Genomic DNA, 16,023 nt, shown 5'->3' on the forward strand with positions numbered 1-16,023 from the left:
TGGCAAGGTCGGAACGAGATTGGAATGGATAGCCTGCATTTCGACGATGTGATCGTCGGCGGTGGGTCGGCGGGTTGCGTGCTCGCCAACCGGCTCTCGGCAGACGGACGGCGGCGTGTTCTCCTGATCGAAGCCGGGATGGATATGCCGCCGGAGGGGATGCCGCCCGAGATTCTCGACAGCTATCCGATGCCGCTGTTCTTCGGTGACAAATACATCTGGCCGGGCCTGTCGGCGGGGGCCGGTCGCAATGCCGAGGGCAAGCCGATCGTTCGCTCCTACGAGCAGGGACGGGTGATGGGAGGCGGCTCGAGCATCAACGTGCAGTCAGCCAATCGCGGCCTGCCGCGCGACTATGATGAGTGGCGCGATCTTGGCGCACGCGGATGGGGCTGGGAGGATGTCCTTCCATATTTCCGCAAGCTGGAGACCGATCTCGATTTCGATGGTCCGCTGCACGGCCGCAGCGGCCCGATCCCGATCCGTCGCATCGCACGTGGGGCGATGCCGGAATTCGGCAGGGCGGTGGGCGAGGCATTGTCGGTAACCGGCCTGCCGTTCATGAGAGATCAGAATGCGGAGTTCGAAGACGGCATCTATCCGCCGGCGTTCTCCAACCGTGACGACCGGCGCGTCTCTACCGCGGCTGCCTATCTCGACGCAGCGACGCGCCGGCGACGGAACCTGACCATCTGGACTGGCAGCAAAGTCGAGCAGCTCAAGGTCGAAGGCCACCGGGCGACGGGCATCGTGGTCGCCCGTTGGGGGCGCAATGTCGTGGTCGGTGCGGAGCGCGTCATCCTCGCGGCGGGGGCATTGCAGTCCCCGGCCATCCTGATGAGGGCGGGAATAGGCCCGGCGACATCGCTGCGCGCCCTCGATATTGCCGTGAATATCGATAGCCCTGGCGTCGGCAGCAATCTTCGCGATCATCCGGCACTGACCTTCTGCCAGTACCTGCCGCGCCGACTGCGGTTGCCGTTGTCGTGGCGACGCCCCAACTTCGCGGCCTTGCGCTTCTCGTCGGGCTATCAGGGCTGCGATGCCTCGGACATGTACATCACGGCCTCGGCCCGCGGCGGCTGGCATGCGCTTGGGGCGCGACTTGGTCTTTACTTCCTCTGGTGCAATCGCCCGTACTCGAGCGGCACCGTCACATTGGCTACGCGCGATCCGAAAGCTTATCCAGTCGTCGATTTCAATCTGCTGTCCGATCGCCGCGATCTTGAAAGGTTGATCTCGGCGGTAAGGCTGCTCGCCAAGCTCGTTATTCATCCTGCGCTCAATCCAGAACCCGGTGATTTCTTTCCGGCCTCCTATTCCCCGCGCATCAAGGGGGTGAGCGGGTTCAACACCAAAAATCGGGTCATAGCGTCTGTCCTGGGATCGATGCTGGATGTTCCCGCTGGAATCAGACGGTTGTTCATCCGGCTGGTCCTGCTGAACGGGACGGCGTTCGAGGCGACACTCGCGGACGATCGCGCGCTTGAAAACTTCGTGAAACAGAGCGTATTCGGCGTCTGGCATCCGGTCGGAACGTGCCGCATGGGCGACCCTGCCGACCGGATGGCGGTGGTCGACCCCGAGGGGAAGGTGATCGGCAGCGACAATATCCATGTGGCGGACGCCTCGATCATGCCGCGGCTGCCGACCGCGAATACCAATGTTCCCGTGATCATGGCGGCCGAAAAGATCAGCGATGCGCTGCTGCGGCATCACTGATACAGCATTGGATGGTACCGAGTTGTCCCGCGGATTCATTGCCGACGCTCGGGCCACGAATTGCCGGAGCGGCGATCCCGGTCAGACTTGCGTCGTCGCTGACCTTGTCGCGCCAATGAGGTACTTCGGCCCTGGCTGACGCCTTGCGAGTGCTTTTCGTCGTCGGTCGCGACGATGCCGTCGCGGGTTCAGCAAGCCGGGATCACTTCCAGTTCGACATTTGAAGGCACGTCAGGAGACTGACATAACTGGGCGTGCCGCCGACGCTCTCCTGCGATGCGCAACTCGTCCGTATCGCGGGAGCAAATTTCGGCCACTGGCTCTGCAACTGCTGACGCGCGTTCTGCTCGTCGCTCACAATGATGTGGCTTCAGCCGCGCCATGCTGAGCTGTGTTCGCTCATAACCATCATGACCTCGCAGGGTCGATGGATCGGCGAAGCACGAAGGCTACCGCCTTGGATTTTGCGGCCATCGATCTGTGCCGCTATGCAAAATCGGCAAGAGCAGCAAGTATTTACCTCCGGGAAATTGTGGCACGGAAGGCACAGTCTCTTGCTAAGGATGCACAAGTCGGAAAAGCACCGATCACGTGCAGATGCGCTGTGATAATGTTTGCGTGCTTCCGGTCCCTCGCACGCCGGATCGTTCTTGGGCCGTGACGGGAGAGCCGCGGAGGAGAGGGGGGATTGGCGGATGAAGGGCGCGAAATCGATATCGACGGCTGGTCTTATCTGGCGGTTGAGCGCGGCAGCAGTTGCCGGTTTACTCGTGCTCCCCGATCGGGCAGCGCGCGCCGACGAAGGCGGCATCAGCTTTTGGATACCCGGATTCTTCGGTAGCCTCGCGGCTACCCCCCAACAGCCGGGTTGGTCGATAAGTTCGATCTACTATCGCACCCAGGTTTCCGCCGGCGGAAACGTGGCGCGGGCACGGGAAATCACGATCGGTCGCATACCCACAAATCTGACGGCCAACTTGGACGCCAGGGTCAATGCAACCGCCAATCTGGGCTTGGTGGCCCCTTCTTACGTTTTTGAGACACCTGTGCTGGGTGCGCAGGCCTCCGCCACCCTGTTAGGACTTTACGGCAACAACTCGACATCACTGGCGGGACAGCTCACAGGAACGCTGACAACGCCGGGCGGCGCGTTTCCGTTCTCGCGGTTCGATAGCATCGATAGCTCGCTCACCGCATTTGGCGATCTGATCCCGATTTTCCAGTTGAAGTGGAATTCCGGCGTCCACAACTACATGACCTACATCACCGGGGACGTCCCGGTCGGCGCCTACGAGTCATCCCGCCTTGCAAATCTGGGAATCGGGCACTGGGCGATCGACGCCGGCGGCGGCTACACCTATTTCGACCCGAAGACCGGGCATGAAGCTTCGGCGGTGCTCGGATTCACCTACAACTTCATAAACCCTGCCACTCAATATCAGAGTGGCGTCGACATGCACCTCGACTGGGGTGTGTCGCAATTCCTGACCAAGCAGTGGCAGGTCGGCCTCGTGGGTTACCTCTACCAGCAGGTCGGCTGTGACAGCGGCTCCGGCAATCGCGTCGGCTGCTTCCAGTCGCGGGTGGTCGGCGTCGGCCCGCAGCTCGGCTACATTTTCCCGGTCGGAGACATGCAGGGATATCTAAACCTGAAAGCCTATGGCGAATTTGCCAATGAAAATAGGCCGGCGGGCTGGAACATCTGGCTGACTTTCAACCTCTCTCCCGCAGCGCCAACGCCGCCTACGTCGACCAGGCCCATAGTCAGGAAGTATTAGCGCCCGGTCCCCGCCCATCACAGGCGCGTCGTCTGCCAGAGATCGCCGCGGTCTTCGTCGGTGACATCACTTCAAGCGTGAGCGGAGATCGTCGGTGAGGCGGGTCACTTCACGGTCATTCGGGAGAAGGCGAGAGAGCCGCTCGGCGTATTCGAGGGCGGCGCCGATGTTACCGGAATCGCGGTTGAACGTGACGAGGGCAGACAGCGAGTCGCGATCGTCCGGATGCCGAGCCAGGTTCGCCTTCAGGACCTCAATCGATTCACCGATGCGGCCTGATGAATGCAGCGCCACGGCGTAGACATAGGCGTAGCGCGCCCGGTCGGGCTCGAGCTCGCTGGCTGCGCGGAATTCGTCGAGCCCATCGTTCGGCCGCTTCAGCCGGATGAGGCTGAGCCCGAGCGCATGGCGCAAGCCGGCGTCCTGGCGCGAAGACGCGATTGCTGTTCTGAGAACGCTTTCTCCGTCGCCGTCCCGGCCAAGCTGCCGATAGAGGTCCGCCAGATTGATCGCGGCCGGCGCATATTGCGGGCTGAGCCGCAGGGCCGCCTTGTATTCGCTCTCTGCGTCGGCTGTCAGTCGGCGCCGCGCATAGAAGTTTCCAAGCGTCGAGCGGGCTTCGGGGCGGTCCGCGTTGAGACGTTGCGCCGCAATGAACTCGGCTGCCGCCCGTTCGAAGGCTTCGCGGTCTGCCGCGGGTTGTGTCGCGGTCGGAACGGCGGCCAAGATCGACGCCGCCCTGATACGTACGCCGCGGCTTGGGTCGGAAAGAAGCGGTGAAACCAGCGGCCAGATCCGATCGCCTGGAAGGCCGTCGAGCATGTCAAGCGCTGCGACCCGCACCATCGGGTCGGGATCGGCCAATCCCTTGCGTGCAAGGTCGATGTTCGCGGGCGAGACCCGCGCATGAAGTTCGCTAAGCGCGCTCGCACGCGCGATTGCCGGCGCGGTGGGACTGGCCGCCACCACGGCCAGCAATGCGGCAGCGTCGGCGCGATCGGTCCAGGACGCCTGGAAGGCCTCGGCGTAATTCTGAAAACCTTTTCGGACCGGCCCGTGCCAGCGCTCGATCGCATCGGCCGCCCATTGCGCCGGTTTGTCGGTATGACAATTGTTGCACGCATTCGGGGTACCAAGCTTCACCGAGAGATCCGGCCTTGGAATTCGAAGGCTGTGGTCGTGCCGCTTGTCCACCACCATGTAGGTGCTGACCGGCATGTGGCATGATGCGCACGTCACGGCCGGCGTCACGCCTTCGTGGCGACTGTGTGAGGCGACTTCATATTTGTCGGAAGCGTGGCATTGCAGGCAAACACCATCGCCCTGGGCGCGGAGCTTGGCCGAATGGGGTTCGTGGCAATCGCTGCAGGTCACGCCGGCCGCGAACATCTTGCTCTGCTTGAACGGGCCGTAATTGTACACTTCATCAAGCATCTCGCCATCCGCGTGATAAAGCCCGCGGGCAAGGAGAGAGACGGCGTGGGTGTCGGACAAGGGTTGCCCCGGCGTCCAATCCTCCGAAAATTCACCGCGTCGGGCATGGCACAGCCCGCAGGTCTCGACCTCCCTGCGAGTCACGGCAGGGGCGATGCTGCGTTGCGGGTTGCCGGTCTTCGGATCGGGGTGCCAAGTGATGCCGTCGCGCTCGTTCAGTAAGACAGCCAGCCCTTTGCGCGGGTCATCGTCTTTTCCAAACCAATTCCGCTGGCTGTGAGCCCAATTGACATGCCGCGAGCCCTTGCCGTGGCATGCCTCGCAGCCGACGCTGATCTCCATCCAGATCGTGCGGAAACGGTCATCAGTCGCGTCGTAGTTCTTCCGCACGCCGGTCGAATGGCACTCCGCGCACATGAAATTCCAGTTCTGATTGAGCTTGGTCCAGTGCAGCACATCGTCGTGCTTGATCTCCTCGTTGGGATAGAGGTGAAACCAGCGTTGACCGCCTTTGTCCTTCGGCCGGGTATCCCAAGCGATCGACAGCGCCTGCAGACGGCCATCCGGGAATTCGATCAGATATTGCTGGAGCGGATCAATGCCGAAGGTGTATTTGACCTCGAAGCTCACAAGCCTGCCGTCAGGACCGTCGGTTTCGACGAAGAATTTGTTGTCCTTCTTGAAGAACCGCGAATGGACGCCGAAATAGTCGAAACCGGAATCATCGAAATTCCCAAGCACCGTAGCCGCCGTGGCGTGCTGCATGGCATGCTTGTGCTGCGACTCCTTCCACAACGCGGTTTCGGCCTGGTGGCAGCCGGCGCAGGCTTCGCTGCCGACAAAGGTGAGGGCGGAGGCAGCCTTGCTTGAACTAAAAATTGTTGGCGGGATGAAACCGCCGTTGACGGCCAACAGGAGTGCAGGCCCACCCAATGCGAGGGCTACGATCGCAACCCACGTGGCGGTGCGTACCAGTGGCCTCTTATCTGCTCCGTTCTCGCTGCGCGCCACGAATTGTCACCCGCTACAGGCCTAAGGACGAGTTCCAGCAAATCCTCGGGTGCTGTCTCACGCTATGCAGATTCGGCAAAACGTCTGTCGCGGCCAGGGCATTATCGAGTAGGCACGTTCGCGGCTACCACGCTCGCCTGCGAGTGGGCAGTCGCAGTGCCTCACTGCTCCCTGAAGTCTCTGGGAGAATGATCTCGAACTGACTTGTCGAACAACCGCCTACTTCCCTGCTGCACGCGTCAGGATAGCTGCCATTAATTGGGCCATCGTCTGATTGGAGACGACAGCCTGCTTCTTCAGCTCCCGATAGACGTCTGGAGGGAGAGGAACATTGGCGATGATCAGCGTTCCCGCAGGCATCATGTTCGCCGCGATCTGCCGTTCGAGGATGCTTTCGAACTGGCGCATGCGGCCCCATTTTTCCGTCGCGGCGAGTCCGGACTTGCGGGCCACGACACGACAATAGGCGGCGATCAGGACGTTCTGGACATCAGACCAGGATATATTGGGGTTGGCGATCTGCAGTCTGTTGATCGCTTCGTTGATCTCGTTGGCGAGGTCGACGCGGTTGTCGGTCGTGAATAGCCCGCCACCGGAAGCATCGCCGATGAGATCGGGAACCGATCCTGAGCCGATTTCTGGACAATCGAGCGTGTCCGCGCCGTAGCTCTGCCCCGTCGAGCAATAGAGGAGCATGAACAGGGCAAGCAAGAACCCGATGCGCGGGCGCATCAATAGAGCGGCAGTGGATAGACAGGGATTTGCAATCGAGGCCACGGTCGCCTCCTATTTGCTGGAACGATGTCAATCCGCGCGGCAGATTTGGTGCTATTGCTCGAACGGAAACACTCGCTTCCAATCGTTTTTCATGCTGATTACCGTCCAGCCGTCCTTCTTGGCCTCGTCATAGAGGGCCGGAGTGAAGGTGCCGACCTTGGTGTCCGGCAGGCCTTGCGCCGGTCCATAGGCGTATTCGCGCGCGGCATCGTCATGCAGCAGCAGCATCTTCAGCCGCGCACCATTGCCTGCGCCGGTCCACTCCAGCATCTCGCGATCGCCGGTCGAGTTGCCGAACGCCGCATACGGCCGGCGGCCGATCATGAGGTGAATCCCTTCCGGCTTGCCGGCGTCATTGTCGTTCAGGAGAAGCTTGGGCTCCTTGGTCAGGAACGGCTTGCCATCGTTGCCGTAACCATATTTCGTTCCGCCAGCCGTACCGACGACCTGCTCGGGCGGGATGCCATAGACCTGCTGGGCGTACACGCGCACGAAGTCTTGTCCTCCACCGGTCACGATAAAGGTCTTGAAGCCGTTGTCGCGGAGGAATTGCATGACTTCGAGCATCGGCTGATATACGAGCTCGGTATAGGGGCGCTTCCAGCGCGGATGCTGTGCTGTTCCGAGCCACTTCTTCGCTTCGGCGTTGAAATCCTCCACCGACATTCCGGTCAACGTCGCAGCCAGGACTTCCTCCAGGTCCCGCAGGGAAAGCTTGGCGATCGCCTCGCGATCACCCGAGAGTACGGTCTTGAATGGCGCAACGTCCTTGAGCTCCGGCCGTTTCTCGACCACCGCAGGGACGCGCTCCAGACAGTAGAGCACCTGCGTGTACATCGGATGCTCGACCCAGAGCGTGCCGTCCTGGTCAAAGACGGCTATTCGTTCCTCCTTTGGTACATGGTTCGGACTTGCAGTGTCGGTGGTGACGCGCACGAAGTCGAGGATTGCCTGCTTCGCGGCACCCTCGTTCCATGAAGGCAATGGAGCCCCCGAGACTGTTTGCGCCAATGCCGGGACCGTCAGGAGCGGACTGGACAAGGCGAGCAACAGCGTCAAGATCGAAATCACAACGCGGCGGCTCGCGCGATAGTGCAAGAGACTACCCATGATCGCCTCCTAGTTCGTCGAGGGTGGGAGCCGCAGCTTCTCCATCGCCTGTTCGACCGAGAAGCTGCCGGGCCGCTGACGCGGCGGGAATTCACGGAAGCTTGCGATGTGCTGTGCCACGATCGCCTGCGCCGGCACAAGCAGGAATGCGTGATCGATGAACCAGCGCACGTAGTCGCCGGACTCGTGCTGAGCACGCTCGAACGGATCGGAGCGAAGGTTGAATAGTCTGGGCAGGCGCAGCTGTATCAGCGGTTCGGCCCAGACGTTCAGTCCCTCCGCCCGCTGCTCCAGGAACGCGGCCTTCCACTGCTGGTAGCGCAGGCCGGCCAGGTTGCCGTCGTCGGTCCAGTAGAAGAACTCGCGCCGCTTGTCCGGACCCTTGCCCGCAAGGAGATCGCGCTGGTCATAACCATCGAGGTGCACCCGGAAATTCTTGCCGGCGGCATCGTAGCCCTGCAGCAGCTTCTCCTTGATTCCAGGTTCGCCAGCAGCGGCAACCAACGTGGCCGCCCAGTCCTCGGCGGAGAACACCTCGTTGATCTCGCTGCGGGGAGGGACCAGGCCGGGCCAGCGCACCAGGGCAGGTACACGGTAGCCGCCTTCCCAATTGGTATTCTTCTCGCCGCGGAAGGGGGTGGTGCCGCCGTCGGGCCAGGAGAACGTCTCGGCGCCATTGTCGGTGGTGTAGATCACAATGGTGTTGTTGGCGACACCGAGATCGTCGAGTTTTTTCAGTAGCTCGCCGACCTGCCCGTCATGCTCGACCATGCCGTCCGGATAGATGCCGAGCCCGGTCTTTCCTTGCGATGCGGGCTTGAGGTGCGTCCAGATATGCATGCGGGTCGAATTGAACCAGACGAAGAATGGCTTGCGATCCCGCACCGCGCCGTCGATGAATTCCGTCGTCGCCCCCAGAAACTCCTCGTCAATCGTCTGCATACGCTGTTTGGTGAGAGGGCCAGTGTCCTCGCATTTCTGCTTACCCCAAGGACCGAAGCGGGGATCATCACCGGGCGTGTCAGTTGCGGTTGCGACGCATTTGAGCACTCCGCGTGGGCCAAATTGCGCGCGGAAGTTCGGGGTCTTCGGATAGTCGGGATTTTCGGGCTCTTCCTCGGCATTCAAGTGATAGAGATTCCCGAAGAACACGTCGAAGCCGTGCACGGTCGGCAGGAATTCATTGCGATCGCCGAGATGGTTCTTGCCGAATTGTCCGGTCGCGTAGCCCTGTGGCTTCAATAATTCGGCGATTGTCGGATCCTTCTCGGACAGGCCTTCCTTCGCCGCGGGCAAACCGACCTTCAATAGCCCCGTGCGCAGCGGGCTTTGGCCGGTAATGAATGCGGCACGGCCCGCCGTGCAGGATTGCTGACCATAGTAATCCGTGAAGATCGCTCCCTCGTTGGCGATGCGATCGATGTTGGGGGTGCGATAACCCATCTGCCCGCGGTTATAGGCGCTGATATTCCAGTATCCGATATCGTCGCCCATGATGACGAGGATATTGGGCTTCTGAGGTTGTTGCGCTGATGCCGGCGTAGCGAATTCCGCTGTGGCTCCGAGCGCCGCGAGCAGCCCGACAAACATGCATTTGAGATTGCGCATGATCGATCCTCTAAACACAACTCCCACCCGGCCGCACCGGGCAGCGTTCGCTGCTCAAGCGCGTGTGTCAGGTTGACGGTCTTCAAAGGTATTGCATCGGAAGCGCAGTCACCGCTTCGGCTGTCGTAGGCGGACGCCCGCAGGCGCCCGCCTGTTCACATCACGCTCATTCACACAGCTAGTCGCTCGCCGCGCGGGAATTGGCCTTCTTAACCTCGTCCAGGATCTGGCTGAGGTTGTAGCTCTCCGGCGCCTGCAGCGGCGGGAATTTCTCGTAGCTGGTCAGGTGCTCCAGCCACAACCGCTGTCCAATCGGCAGCATGTTCCAGTCGTACTGGAAGGCCGTCGCCGGGGCGCCGAGTGCGCCGCCGAGGCTCATCGCCGACTTCTGATCAATGCCGACGTTCTGCTCGAAGGGATCACGCTTGATGTTCTGGACCAAGGTGAAGTGGAACGGGATGAGCGGCATGATCCAGCCGGCCGGCCCGGGTTGCGACATGGTGTAGTACATCTTCCAGTTCTTGTAGCGCACCGCCGACGGCGTCGCGCCCGAGAAGTAGAAGAAGTAGTCGCGTGCCGATTTCTCCGACTTGCCTTCGAGGTAGTCGCGCTGGTTGACGCCATCGAGGGTCGTCTTGACGATGCCGGGGTACCGTCCGGCCTCGATCTGCTGCTTCAGCTCGTCGCCCTTGGGCCCGCCTGCGATATCGACCAGGGTGGGCATCCAGTCGAGCGCAGCGAACAACTGGTTCTTCACCGTGCCGGGTTTGATGACGCCCGGCCAGCGGATCACCATCGGCGCACGGTAGCCGCCTTCCCAGGCCTCGCCCTTCTGGCCCTTGAACGGCGTGATGCCGCCGTCCGGGAAGCTGATCTGCTCGGCGCCGTTATCCGTGGTGAAGACGACGATGGTATTGTTGGTTTGGCCCATGTCGTCGAGCTTCTTGAGCACAAGGCCGATGTTGTCGTCCATCTGCGCCATGCCGGCCTCGTTGACGCCCCAGTCCTTGCCGCCGCGCTCGCCCACCAAGGCCTCGTACTTCGGCGGCAGCACGGTGACGACGTGCATGCGCGCCGGATTGTACCAGACGAAGAATGGCTTGCCGGTCTTCTTCGGATCGTTGCGATCCATGAAGTCGATGACCTTCGTCGAAATCTCCTCGTCGACCGTCCTTGAGCGGTCCAGCGTCAGCGGCCCTTCGTCGCTGCAGGTCTGGTTCTTGCTCGTGCCGTCCGAGGACTTGCACGACAGGATGTTGCGCGGGGGCGTGAGGCAGATCGTGGTCTTGGGATCCACCGCGCCGGGCACTTCAGGCACGCCGGGGATCGGCGTGTTCTTGCATGGCGGCGCAACGGTCTGCTGCAGCGGGGTCTTGTTGATGTCGGGGAAGCTTACCTGCTGCATGGCGTCGAGGTGGTACAGGTAGCCCCAGTATTCCTGGAAGCCGTGCGCCGTCGGCAGGGCATCGGTGTGGTCGCCGAGATGGTTCTTGCCGAATTCGCCGGTGGTGTAGCCGAGATCGAGCAGGAACTGGGCGATCGCCGGCGTGCCGGGCCGCAGGTAGGACGGGCTCCCCGGGAGCTGTGGCGGGATCATGCCGGTGCGCAGCGGATACATGCCAGTGAAGAACGCATTGCGGCCGGAGGTGCAGCTCTGCATGGCAACGTAGTCCATGAAGATGGCACCTTCGTTGCCGATGCGATCGATGTTTGGGGTTTCGCCGACCATCAAACCGCGATGATAGATGCTCGGCTGCATCCATCCGATGTCGTCGCCCATGATGAAGAGGATGTTGGGTTTCTGTCCCTGCTGGGCGGAGGCAGGAATGCTGGCCATTGTCGTGGCGGCACAGGCCAGGACAAGAGCGCCCGAAATTGATCGGAAGATGCTCATGGTTGCTTCCCTTAAATTTCTGCTGCCGAACGCCCGGGCCGCAGCCTTCGCTCACCTCCACCCGCCGACCGACTTGGCTTCGCCAATCCATACGGGATCGCAATCAGCAATCGGTCGGACGCTTTGCGCATGGCAAACTGGTGGAAACACCCTGGATGCGCTATGCACTTTCGGCTGATCGAGACTACGGATCGCGTTGCAGCGTAACGGAAGGCGACTCTCCGAAGGTTGTGCGATACGTCACCGCAAAGCGCCCAAGCTCCAGGAATTGATGATTCCGCGCGACCTCCGCGACGGTGGCCATCGAAGGATCGGCACGTCGCAGAGCCGAGCGAGCCTGGTTCAATCGTCGCAACAGGAGATATCGTGCGGGGCTTACGCCAAGGAACTTTGCGCAACACATCCGCAGGCTACGCTCCGGCACGCCGATCTCTGCGCAAAGCGCTGGCATTTTGAGGCGTTGATCGATGCGTTTGCTTAGGCCATCCTCGAAACGGCTCATGACGGCGGTATGATGGTGTCTTGTCTTGGAGTTGCTGTTGTCGATGTCGGCGGAGGTCAGACAATTGATGATCGCGTGAAGCAATTCCTGCTCCAGCGCCCTTGCCACCTCAGGACGCTCGATCAATTTCCGTCCGGTCTCTGCAAGGTGGCACGCTTCTCTGAAGAGAAGACGGAATCTTGATATATCCGCGTGGGCAGGGTGGAGCGTTCGGCTCACGCGCGGCGGCGGGATTTCCCGTCCGGTCAAAGCCTTGCTGCAAGTCCCGAATTGGTCTGGCGATAGGGCTATCAAGCCCCATTGGGATGCGCCGTGGGATCGCTGATGGGTGCTCTCGCCGCGACCGTGCAAAACCATGGCGCCGTTCCGCAAGACGAGCCCATCGGACACGAGGGACGCGGCACCGACGGGAAAAGAGAGGAATATCCGATCGGGGGGCAGCGAGATGTAAGCGATGCGCGGAAGGATTTCGCGGCACCGACACAATTCCAGATGGTTCAATCTCAAACGTGTTAGCTCTGCCCGGAAATCGCCGGCACCCGTTATCGTTAGACTGATACGTGCATCGCCGAATCCTGCGGCATAGCCGTCAGCGTCGCTAAACGTGAGTGTACCGCCTTCTGCCATTTGCCCCGTCCCGTCGGACCGGCGGACAGTGGTTGCGACCCGTTGAAGCTACCGGTCTGCTCGAAAGAGGCAGCATGAGGTCGTTTGGCCGCTTTCGGCTATGCGGGTTCGGAAGCCCGATGTTGGTGGTGATTTTGACGCATGTGCAATTCCGGCAAGCCAGGACGAGCTGAGCGGTCCCCGATAAATGTCAGCCCCGACCACGGCGACGATATACAACCGGCCCGAGGCGCCTATGCAATAACGGCAGATAGCAGGCAATCACAGGGTCGGATGGCCGGTGCAGGAAAGATCGCTTCATCGGCATGGACGCTCAGCGCCGTGCGAAGCGGCAAAGGAGCTTTATTGCAACAACGCGAGTCTCATCTGGCCTCGGAAAATTCTTCCAGCGCTTGCACCGGTACCGACACGACATTGGGCATTCCCCACGCTGTCGATATCCTTATCTCCCGATGGGCCCAGGCAATGCTCTGGGTGAACACGTTGCTGACGACCGCTGTGACGCGGCCTTCACAATCAATAATCGGCGCTCCGGAGGCGCCGTGATCGATGATGAGGCGATTCTCGCCCTCATACATTTCGAGGAGGGCCATACCCTTCAGCTTCCCGCCGTCTCCAAACCGAACGAACCGTCCTTCGACGAGCTGCGGGCGGCCTGTGGGATACGCGAGCGCCACGACCCGCTCTTCCGGAACGAGCGGCTCCTGGCGGATCGCCGCACTCTGCGCGTTGAGCACGGCGCGTCCGAGTTCGATGACGGCCAGCTTTTCCGTTTGTCCTCCAGCAAGCCGCTGGATGCGGGCGGCGATGAATTGACTGTCGTTCTCGTCGACGATCTCAAGCGACTTCCAGTCCTGCGTCGACAGCTCCATGCCGGCGGTGACATGCGCGGCGGTGACGATTGTCGTCGGGGACAGGAACCAACCGGTGCCTCGCACGCCGACCAGGCCCGGATGTGTCTCGCGCTCCGCATCATCAAAATGTCTGAAGATGCTGACGGCGGAGTGGGCAACATGCGTGGGATCGACGCAAGTCGCGGAAGTCAGCTGCGTATTTGCAAGTAGCACGAAAAGAACGAGCGCCCCATAACCAATGCGTCTGCGCATTCCAAAGAGCCTCCTTCTCTCTCTGGTGCAGGGGAGGGCGAATCCCCGCAACAGAGCAACAGAACTCACCGCCTTATCCGGAGGTTTTTCCGGAATCAGCGATTTTCTGCGAGTGTTGTCACGATTTTGTCACAGGCGGCCGCGCGAAGGCAATCACGCGCTGCAGATCAGCCGAGTTCAGGCGAGGCCGGGGTCGGCAAAGGCAAGGCTTGTTGGGCGGTCGAGATCAACCTTTGGGTTCGCCGGCGTGCGCCGCAGGGTGCACGACGGCGTCTCTCCGAAAAACATTCGGTAGGCAACTGAAAAGCGCCCGAGTTCCCAAAAGCCGTGGTCGGTGACGATTTGCGTCACAGTTGCGGTCGATGGGTCCGACCTCAGGAGCGCTCGCCGCACGAGATGCATTCGGCGCAGAGTGAGATAGCGGATCGGTCCCATGCCCAGATGTTCCTCGCAGGATGCGCGAAGGGTGCGTTCGGCAACACCTATGGCCGCGCAGATCTCCGTGAGATAAAGCGGACGGTCGCGATTGGCCTCCAAAAACTCCTCGAACCGCGCGACGATCGCGTCATGGCGACGGCCACCCGTGGTCGTCTCCAGCACGACGCCTTCCGCGAGGCAGCGGACCATGACATGAACCAGCTCGCTCTCGAGGGCACGAAGCACTTCCGGTTTTGCGAGTAGATCGGGAGTCTCATGGGTGAGTTGTCCGACTACCTTGTGAAGCTTCATCAGACGCGACATCAATGCAGGATTCGGGTGAACACTACGCTCGTCCAGCCTGTTGCTGAGCTCCCGGCCGGTTATCGCTTCGACTGCGGCGGCCAACTCATCGATTGGGAGCGACATCGCCCCCAAATGATAATCATGGCCAGATCGATAATGTGCCACGTCAGTTCTGTTAATGATGATGTCACCGGGCAAGACTTCTTGGCCACAGTGCTGGAGTGGAGACGAATTGGATTCGGTAAGAAAGACGATCGACCGCCGGTCGGGTTTGCATGCAACGTTGCTGATCTGCGGCAATGATATAGCGAAACGCTGCATCCAGAGTCGGGTCATGCGGATCTGTGTGATCTCGGCCGAAAAATCTCCCTTCGTCGTAGGGAGTATCTCAACATCAGTGGCCTGAACGGCCGCCTGACAGGGAAACGGGTCGGTAAATCTGAGAACTCTTGCCCACGGCATTGCAGTAATTCCCTGTCTGGCTCAAGCGGCCCGCAAGTTGGCGGCTGCAAGCGATGTTGGGCGATTGGGGCGCGTTTCCGGCGGCTCGACCGATCGCCGCAAGGTGCGCGATGGCGCCTCGCCAAACAGCGTGCGGTAGGCAACCGAAAAGCGTCCGAGCTCCCAAAAGCCGTGGTCGGTAACAATCTGGGTGACGGTTCTCTTTGAATGGTCCGATCGCAGCAGTGCGCTGCGTACGAGGTGCATTCGGCGCAGGGTGAGATAGCGGATCGGTCCCATGCCCAAATGCTCTTCGCAGGAGGCGCGAAGCGTTCGCTCGGCGACGCCAATCGCGGTGCAGATTTCCGCCAGATAAAGCGGCCGGTCGGGATTGGCCTCCAGGAATTCCTCAAACCGCGCGACAATGGCGTCGTGACGACAGCTGCCAGTCCTCGGCTCTCCAGCGGCGCTTTCGGCAAGGCACCTCACCATGACATGAGTGAGCTCATTCTCCAGCGCGCGACCTACTTCCGGGATATCCAGAACATCCGGCATGTCATGAGCGAGCTGCCCTACGATCTTGTGCAGTCTCAGCAGTCGGAGCATCGCCGCAGAATGCGGGCGGATAATTCGTTTCTGCGGCATTTCGACAAACTCGCGACCGAGTATCGCCTCAACAGCAGCATCAAAGTCATCAGTCGCAAGAGAGATCGTGCCATAGTGGAGGTTCGCGCCGGATCGTTGATGTACGACGTCGGATCTGTTCACGACGACATCGCCGGCCAAGACCTCCAGGCCACAGTGCAGGAAGGCTGATAGATTGGCTTCGGTAAGAAAGCCAATCGATCTGCGGCTTGGCTTGACTGCGACGGTGTTGACCTGCGGCAGCGACACTCGATATCGCTGCACCAAGAGTCTGCTTATGCCGATCTGTGCAATTTTAGCGCGAAAGCTTCCTTTCGCCGTCGGAAAGAGCTCGACATCGGCTGACCAAAAAACTGACTTGCACTGCGACGGATCAGATAAATCAAATACTCTACTCCACGCCATTTCTGTTCTCCCCCGAAAACAGAACTTCCATTTACTCGGGACAACTGAGCTTGCAGCAAGGAGAGCATCGGGATCGGGAAGAGTAGTTCGGTCGCAAAATAAGCGCGGGCTACGCCATTTAGTAAAATTCGAGACGAGCCGAAATCCTAGTTGTATTGTAGCGCCAGTATCACTTCTGGGCAACTACGCCGATACTTGGCAATAGCCTCGCTCGCAGAGGAGTGAAGACCGGCTTCTACG

General features: G+C 60.8%; 11 protein-coding genes. 2 read left to right on the forward strand and 9 right to left on the reverse strand.

The features are described from left to right. Positions 1-24: 24 nt before the first annotated feature. Both K288_RS0120155 and K288_RS0120160 read left to right on the forward strand, forming a co-directional pair. Positions 25-1,722 (forward strand): GMC oxidoreductase, encoded by a 1,698-nt coding sequence (locus K288_RS0120155; RefSeq protein ID WP_027581184.1) that lies wholly within the window; start codon positions 25-27, stop codon positions 1,720-1,722. Between the two features lie 695 nt (positions 1,723-2,417). Beyond that, the gene (locus tag K288_RS0120160; protein ID WP_084799663.1) at positions 2,418-3,500 is read left to right on the forward strand and encodes a transporter; all 1,083 of its coding nucleotides are present in this window, start codon (positions 2,418-2,420) and stop codon (positions 3,498-3,500) included. A gap of 66 nt (positions 3,501-3,566) precedes the next feature. Here K288_RS0120160 and K288_RS0120165 read toward each other — a convergent pair whose 3' ends face one another. From K288_RS0120165 to K288_RS50730, 9 genes are all read right to left on the reverse strand, one after another. Continuing rightward, positions 3,567-5,699 carry a tetratricopeptide repeat protein gene (locus tag K288_RS0120165; RefSeq protein WP_043160309.1) on the reverse strand — a complete coding sequence of 711 codons (2,133 nt, stop codon included), beginning with the start codon at positions 5,697-5,699 and terminating at the stop codon, positions 3,567-3,569. A gap of 465 nt (positions 5,700-6,164) precedes the next feature. After that, complete coding sequence (locus K288_RS0120170; protein ID WP_027581187.1) at positions 6,165-6,677, reverse strand: hypothetical protein; 513 nt, start codon at positions 6,675-6,677, stop codon at positions 6,165-6,167. Positions 6,678-6,773: 96 nt separating this feature from the next. After that, the gene (locus K288_RS46040; RefSeq protein WP_043160284.1) at positions 6,774-7,832 is read right to left on the reverse strand and encodes an HAD family hydrolase; all 1,059 of its coding nucleotides are present in this window, start codon (positions 7,830-7,832) and stop codon (positions 6,774-6,776) included. A 9-nt stretch (positions 7,833-7,841) separates the two neighbouring features. Then, positions 7,842-9,422: an arylsulfatase gene (locus K288_RS46045; RefSeq protein ID WP_051334638.1), complete on the reverse strand. Its 1,581-nt coding sequence runs from the start codon at positions 9,420-9,422 to the stop codon at positions 7,842-7,844. Positions 9,423-9,618: 196 nt separating this feature from the next. Next, positions 9,619-11,277: an arylsulfatase gene (locus K288_RS0120185; protein ID WP_051334633.1), complete on the reverse strand. Its 1,659-nt coding sequence runs from the start codon at positions 11,275-11,277 to the stop codon at positions 9,619-9,621. A gap of 241 nt (positions 11,278-11,518) precedes the next feature. After that, the gene (locus K288_RS50725) at positions 11,519-12,463 is read right to left on the reverse strand and encodes a helix-turn-helix transcriptional regulator (RefSeq protein ID WP_084799665.1); all 945 of its coding nucleotides are present in this window, start codon (positions 12,461-12,463) and stop codon (positions 11,519-11,521) included. Positions 12,464-12,825: 362 nt separating this feature from the next. Continuing rightward, on the reverse strand, positions 12,826-13,638 hold the full coding sequence (locus K288_RS0120200) for a serine protease (protein WP_152535601.1): 813 nt from the start codon (positions 13,636-13,638) through the stop codon (positions 12,826-12,828). Positions 13,639-13,746: 108 nt separating this feature from the next. Continuing rightward, positions 13,747-14,754, reverse strand: a complete 1,008-nt coding sequence (locus K288_RS49660) for a helix-turn-helix domain-containing protein (protein WP_027581192.1) — start codon at positions 14,752-14,754, stop codon at positions 13,747-13,749. A 21-nt stretch (positions 14,755-14,775) separates the two neighbouring features. Beyond that, complete coding sequence (locus K288_RS50730) at positions 14,776-15,783, reverse strand: helix-turn-helix domain-containing protein (RefSeq protein ID WP_084799666.1); 1,008 nt, start codon at positions 15,781-15,783, stop codon at positions 14,776-14,778. Between the last annotated feature and the right edge of the window lie 240 nt (positions 15,784-16,023).

Origin of the sequence: Bradyrhizobium sp. Ai1a-2 (assembly GCF_000426245.1) — a bacterium.
In the GTDB taxonomy this organism is placed as follows: domain Bacteria; phylum Pseudomonadota; class Alphaproteobacteria; order Rhizobiales; family Xanthobacteraceae; genus Bradyrhizobium.

Excerpts from the sequence above, each read along its gene's own strand:
- K288_RS0120170 (WP_027581187.1), bottom strand. The coding sequence starts at position 6,677 with ATGCGCCCGCGCATCGGGTTCTTGCTTGCCCTGTTCATGCTCCTCTAT.
- K288_RS0120155 (WP_027581184.1), top strand. The coding sequence starts at position 25 with ATGGATAGCCTGCATTTCGACGATGTGATCGTCGGCGGTGGGTCGGCG.
- K288_RS46045 (WP_051334638.1), bottom strand. The coding sequence starts at position 9,422 with ATGTTTGTCGGGCTGCTCGCGGCGCTCGGAGCCACAGCGGAATTCGCT.
- K288_RS49660 (WP_027581192.1), bottom strand. The coding sequence starts at position 14,754 with ATGCCGTGGGCAAGAGTTCTCAGATTTACCGACCCGTTTCCCTGTCAG.
- K288_RS50730 (WP_084799666.1), bottom strand. The coding sequence starts at position 15,783 with ATGGCGTGGAGTAGAGTATTTGATTTATCTGATCCGTCGCAGTGCAAG.
- K288_RS0120165 (WP_043160309.1), bottom strand. The coding sequence starts at position 5,699 with ATGCAGCACGCCACGGCGGCTACGGTGCTTGGGAATTTCGATGATTCC.
- K288_RS46040 (WP_043160284.1), bottom strand. The coding sequence starts at position 7,832 with ATGGGTAGTCTCTTGCACTATCGCGCGAGCCGCCGCGTTGTGATTTCG.
- K288_RS0120185 (WP_051334633.1), bottom strand. The coding sequence starts at position 11,277 with ATGGCCAGCATTCCTGCCTCCGCCCAGCAGGGACAGAAACCCAACATC.
- K288_RS0120160 (WP_084799663.1), top strand. The coding sequence starts at position 2,418 with ATGAAGGGCGCGAAATCGATATCGACGGCTGGTCTTATCTGGCGGTTG.
- K288_RS50725 (WP_084799665.1), bottom strand. The coding sequence starts at position 12,463 with ATGGCAGAAGGCGGTACACTCACGTTTAGCGACGCTGACGGCTATGCC.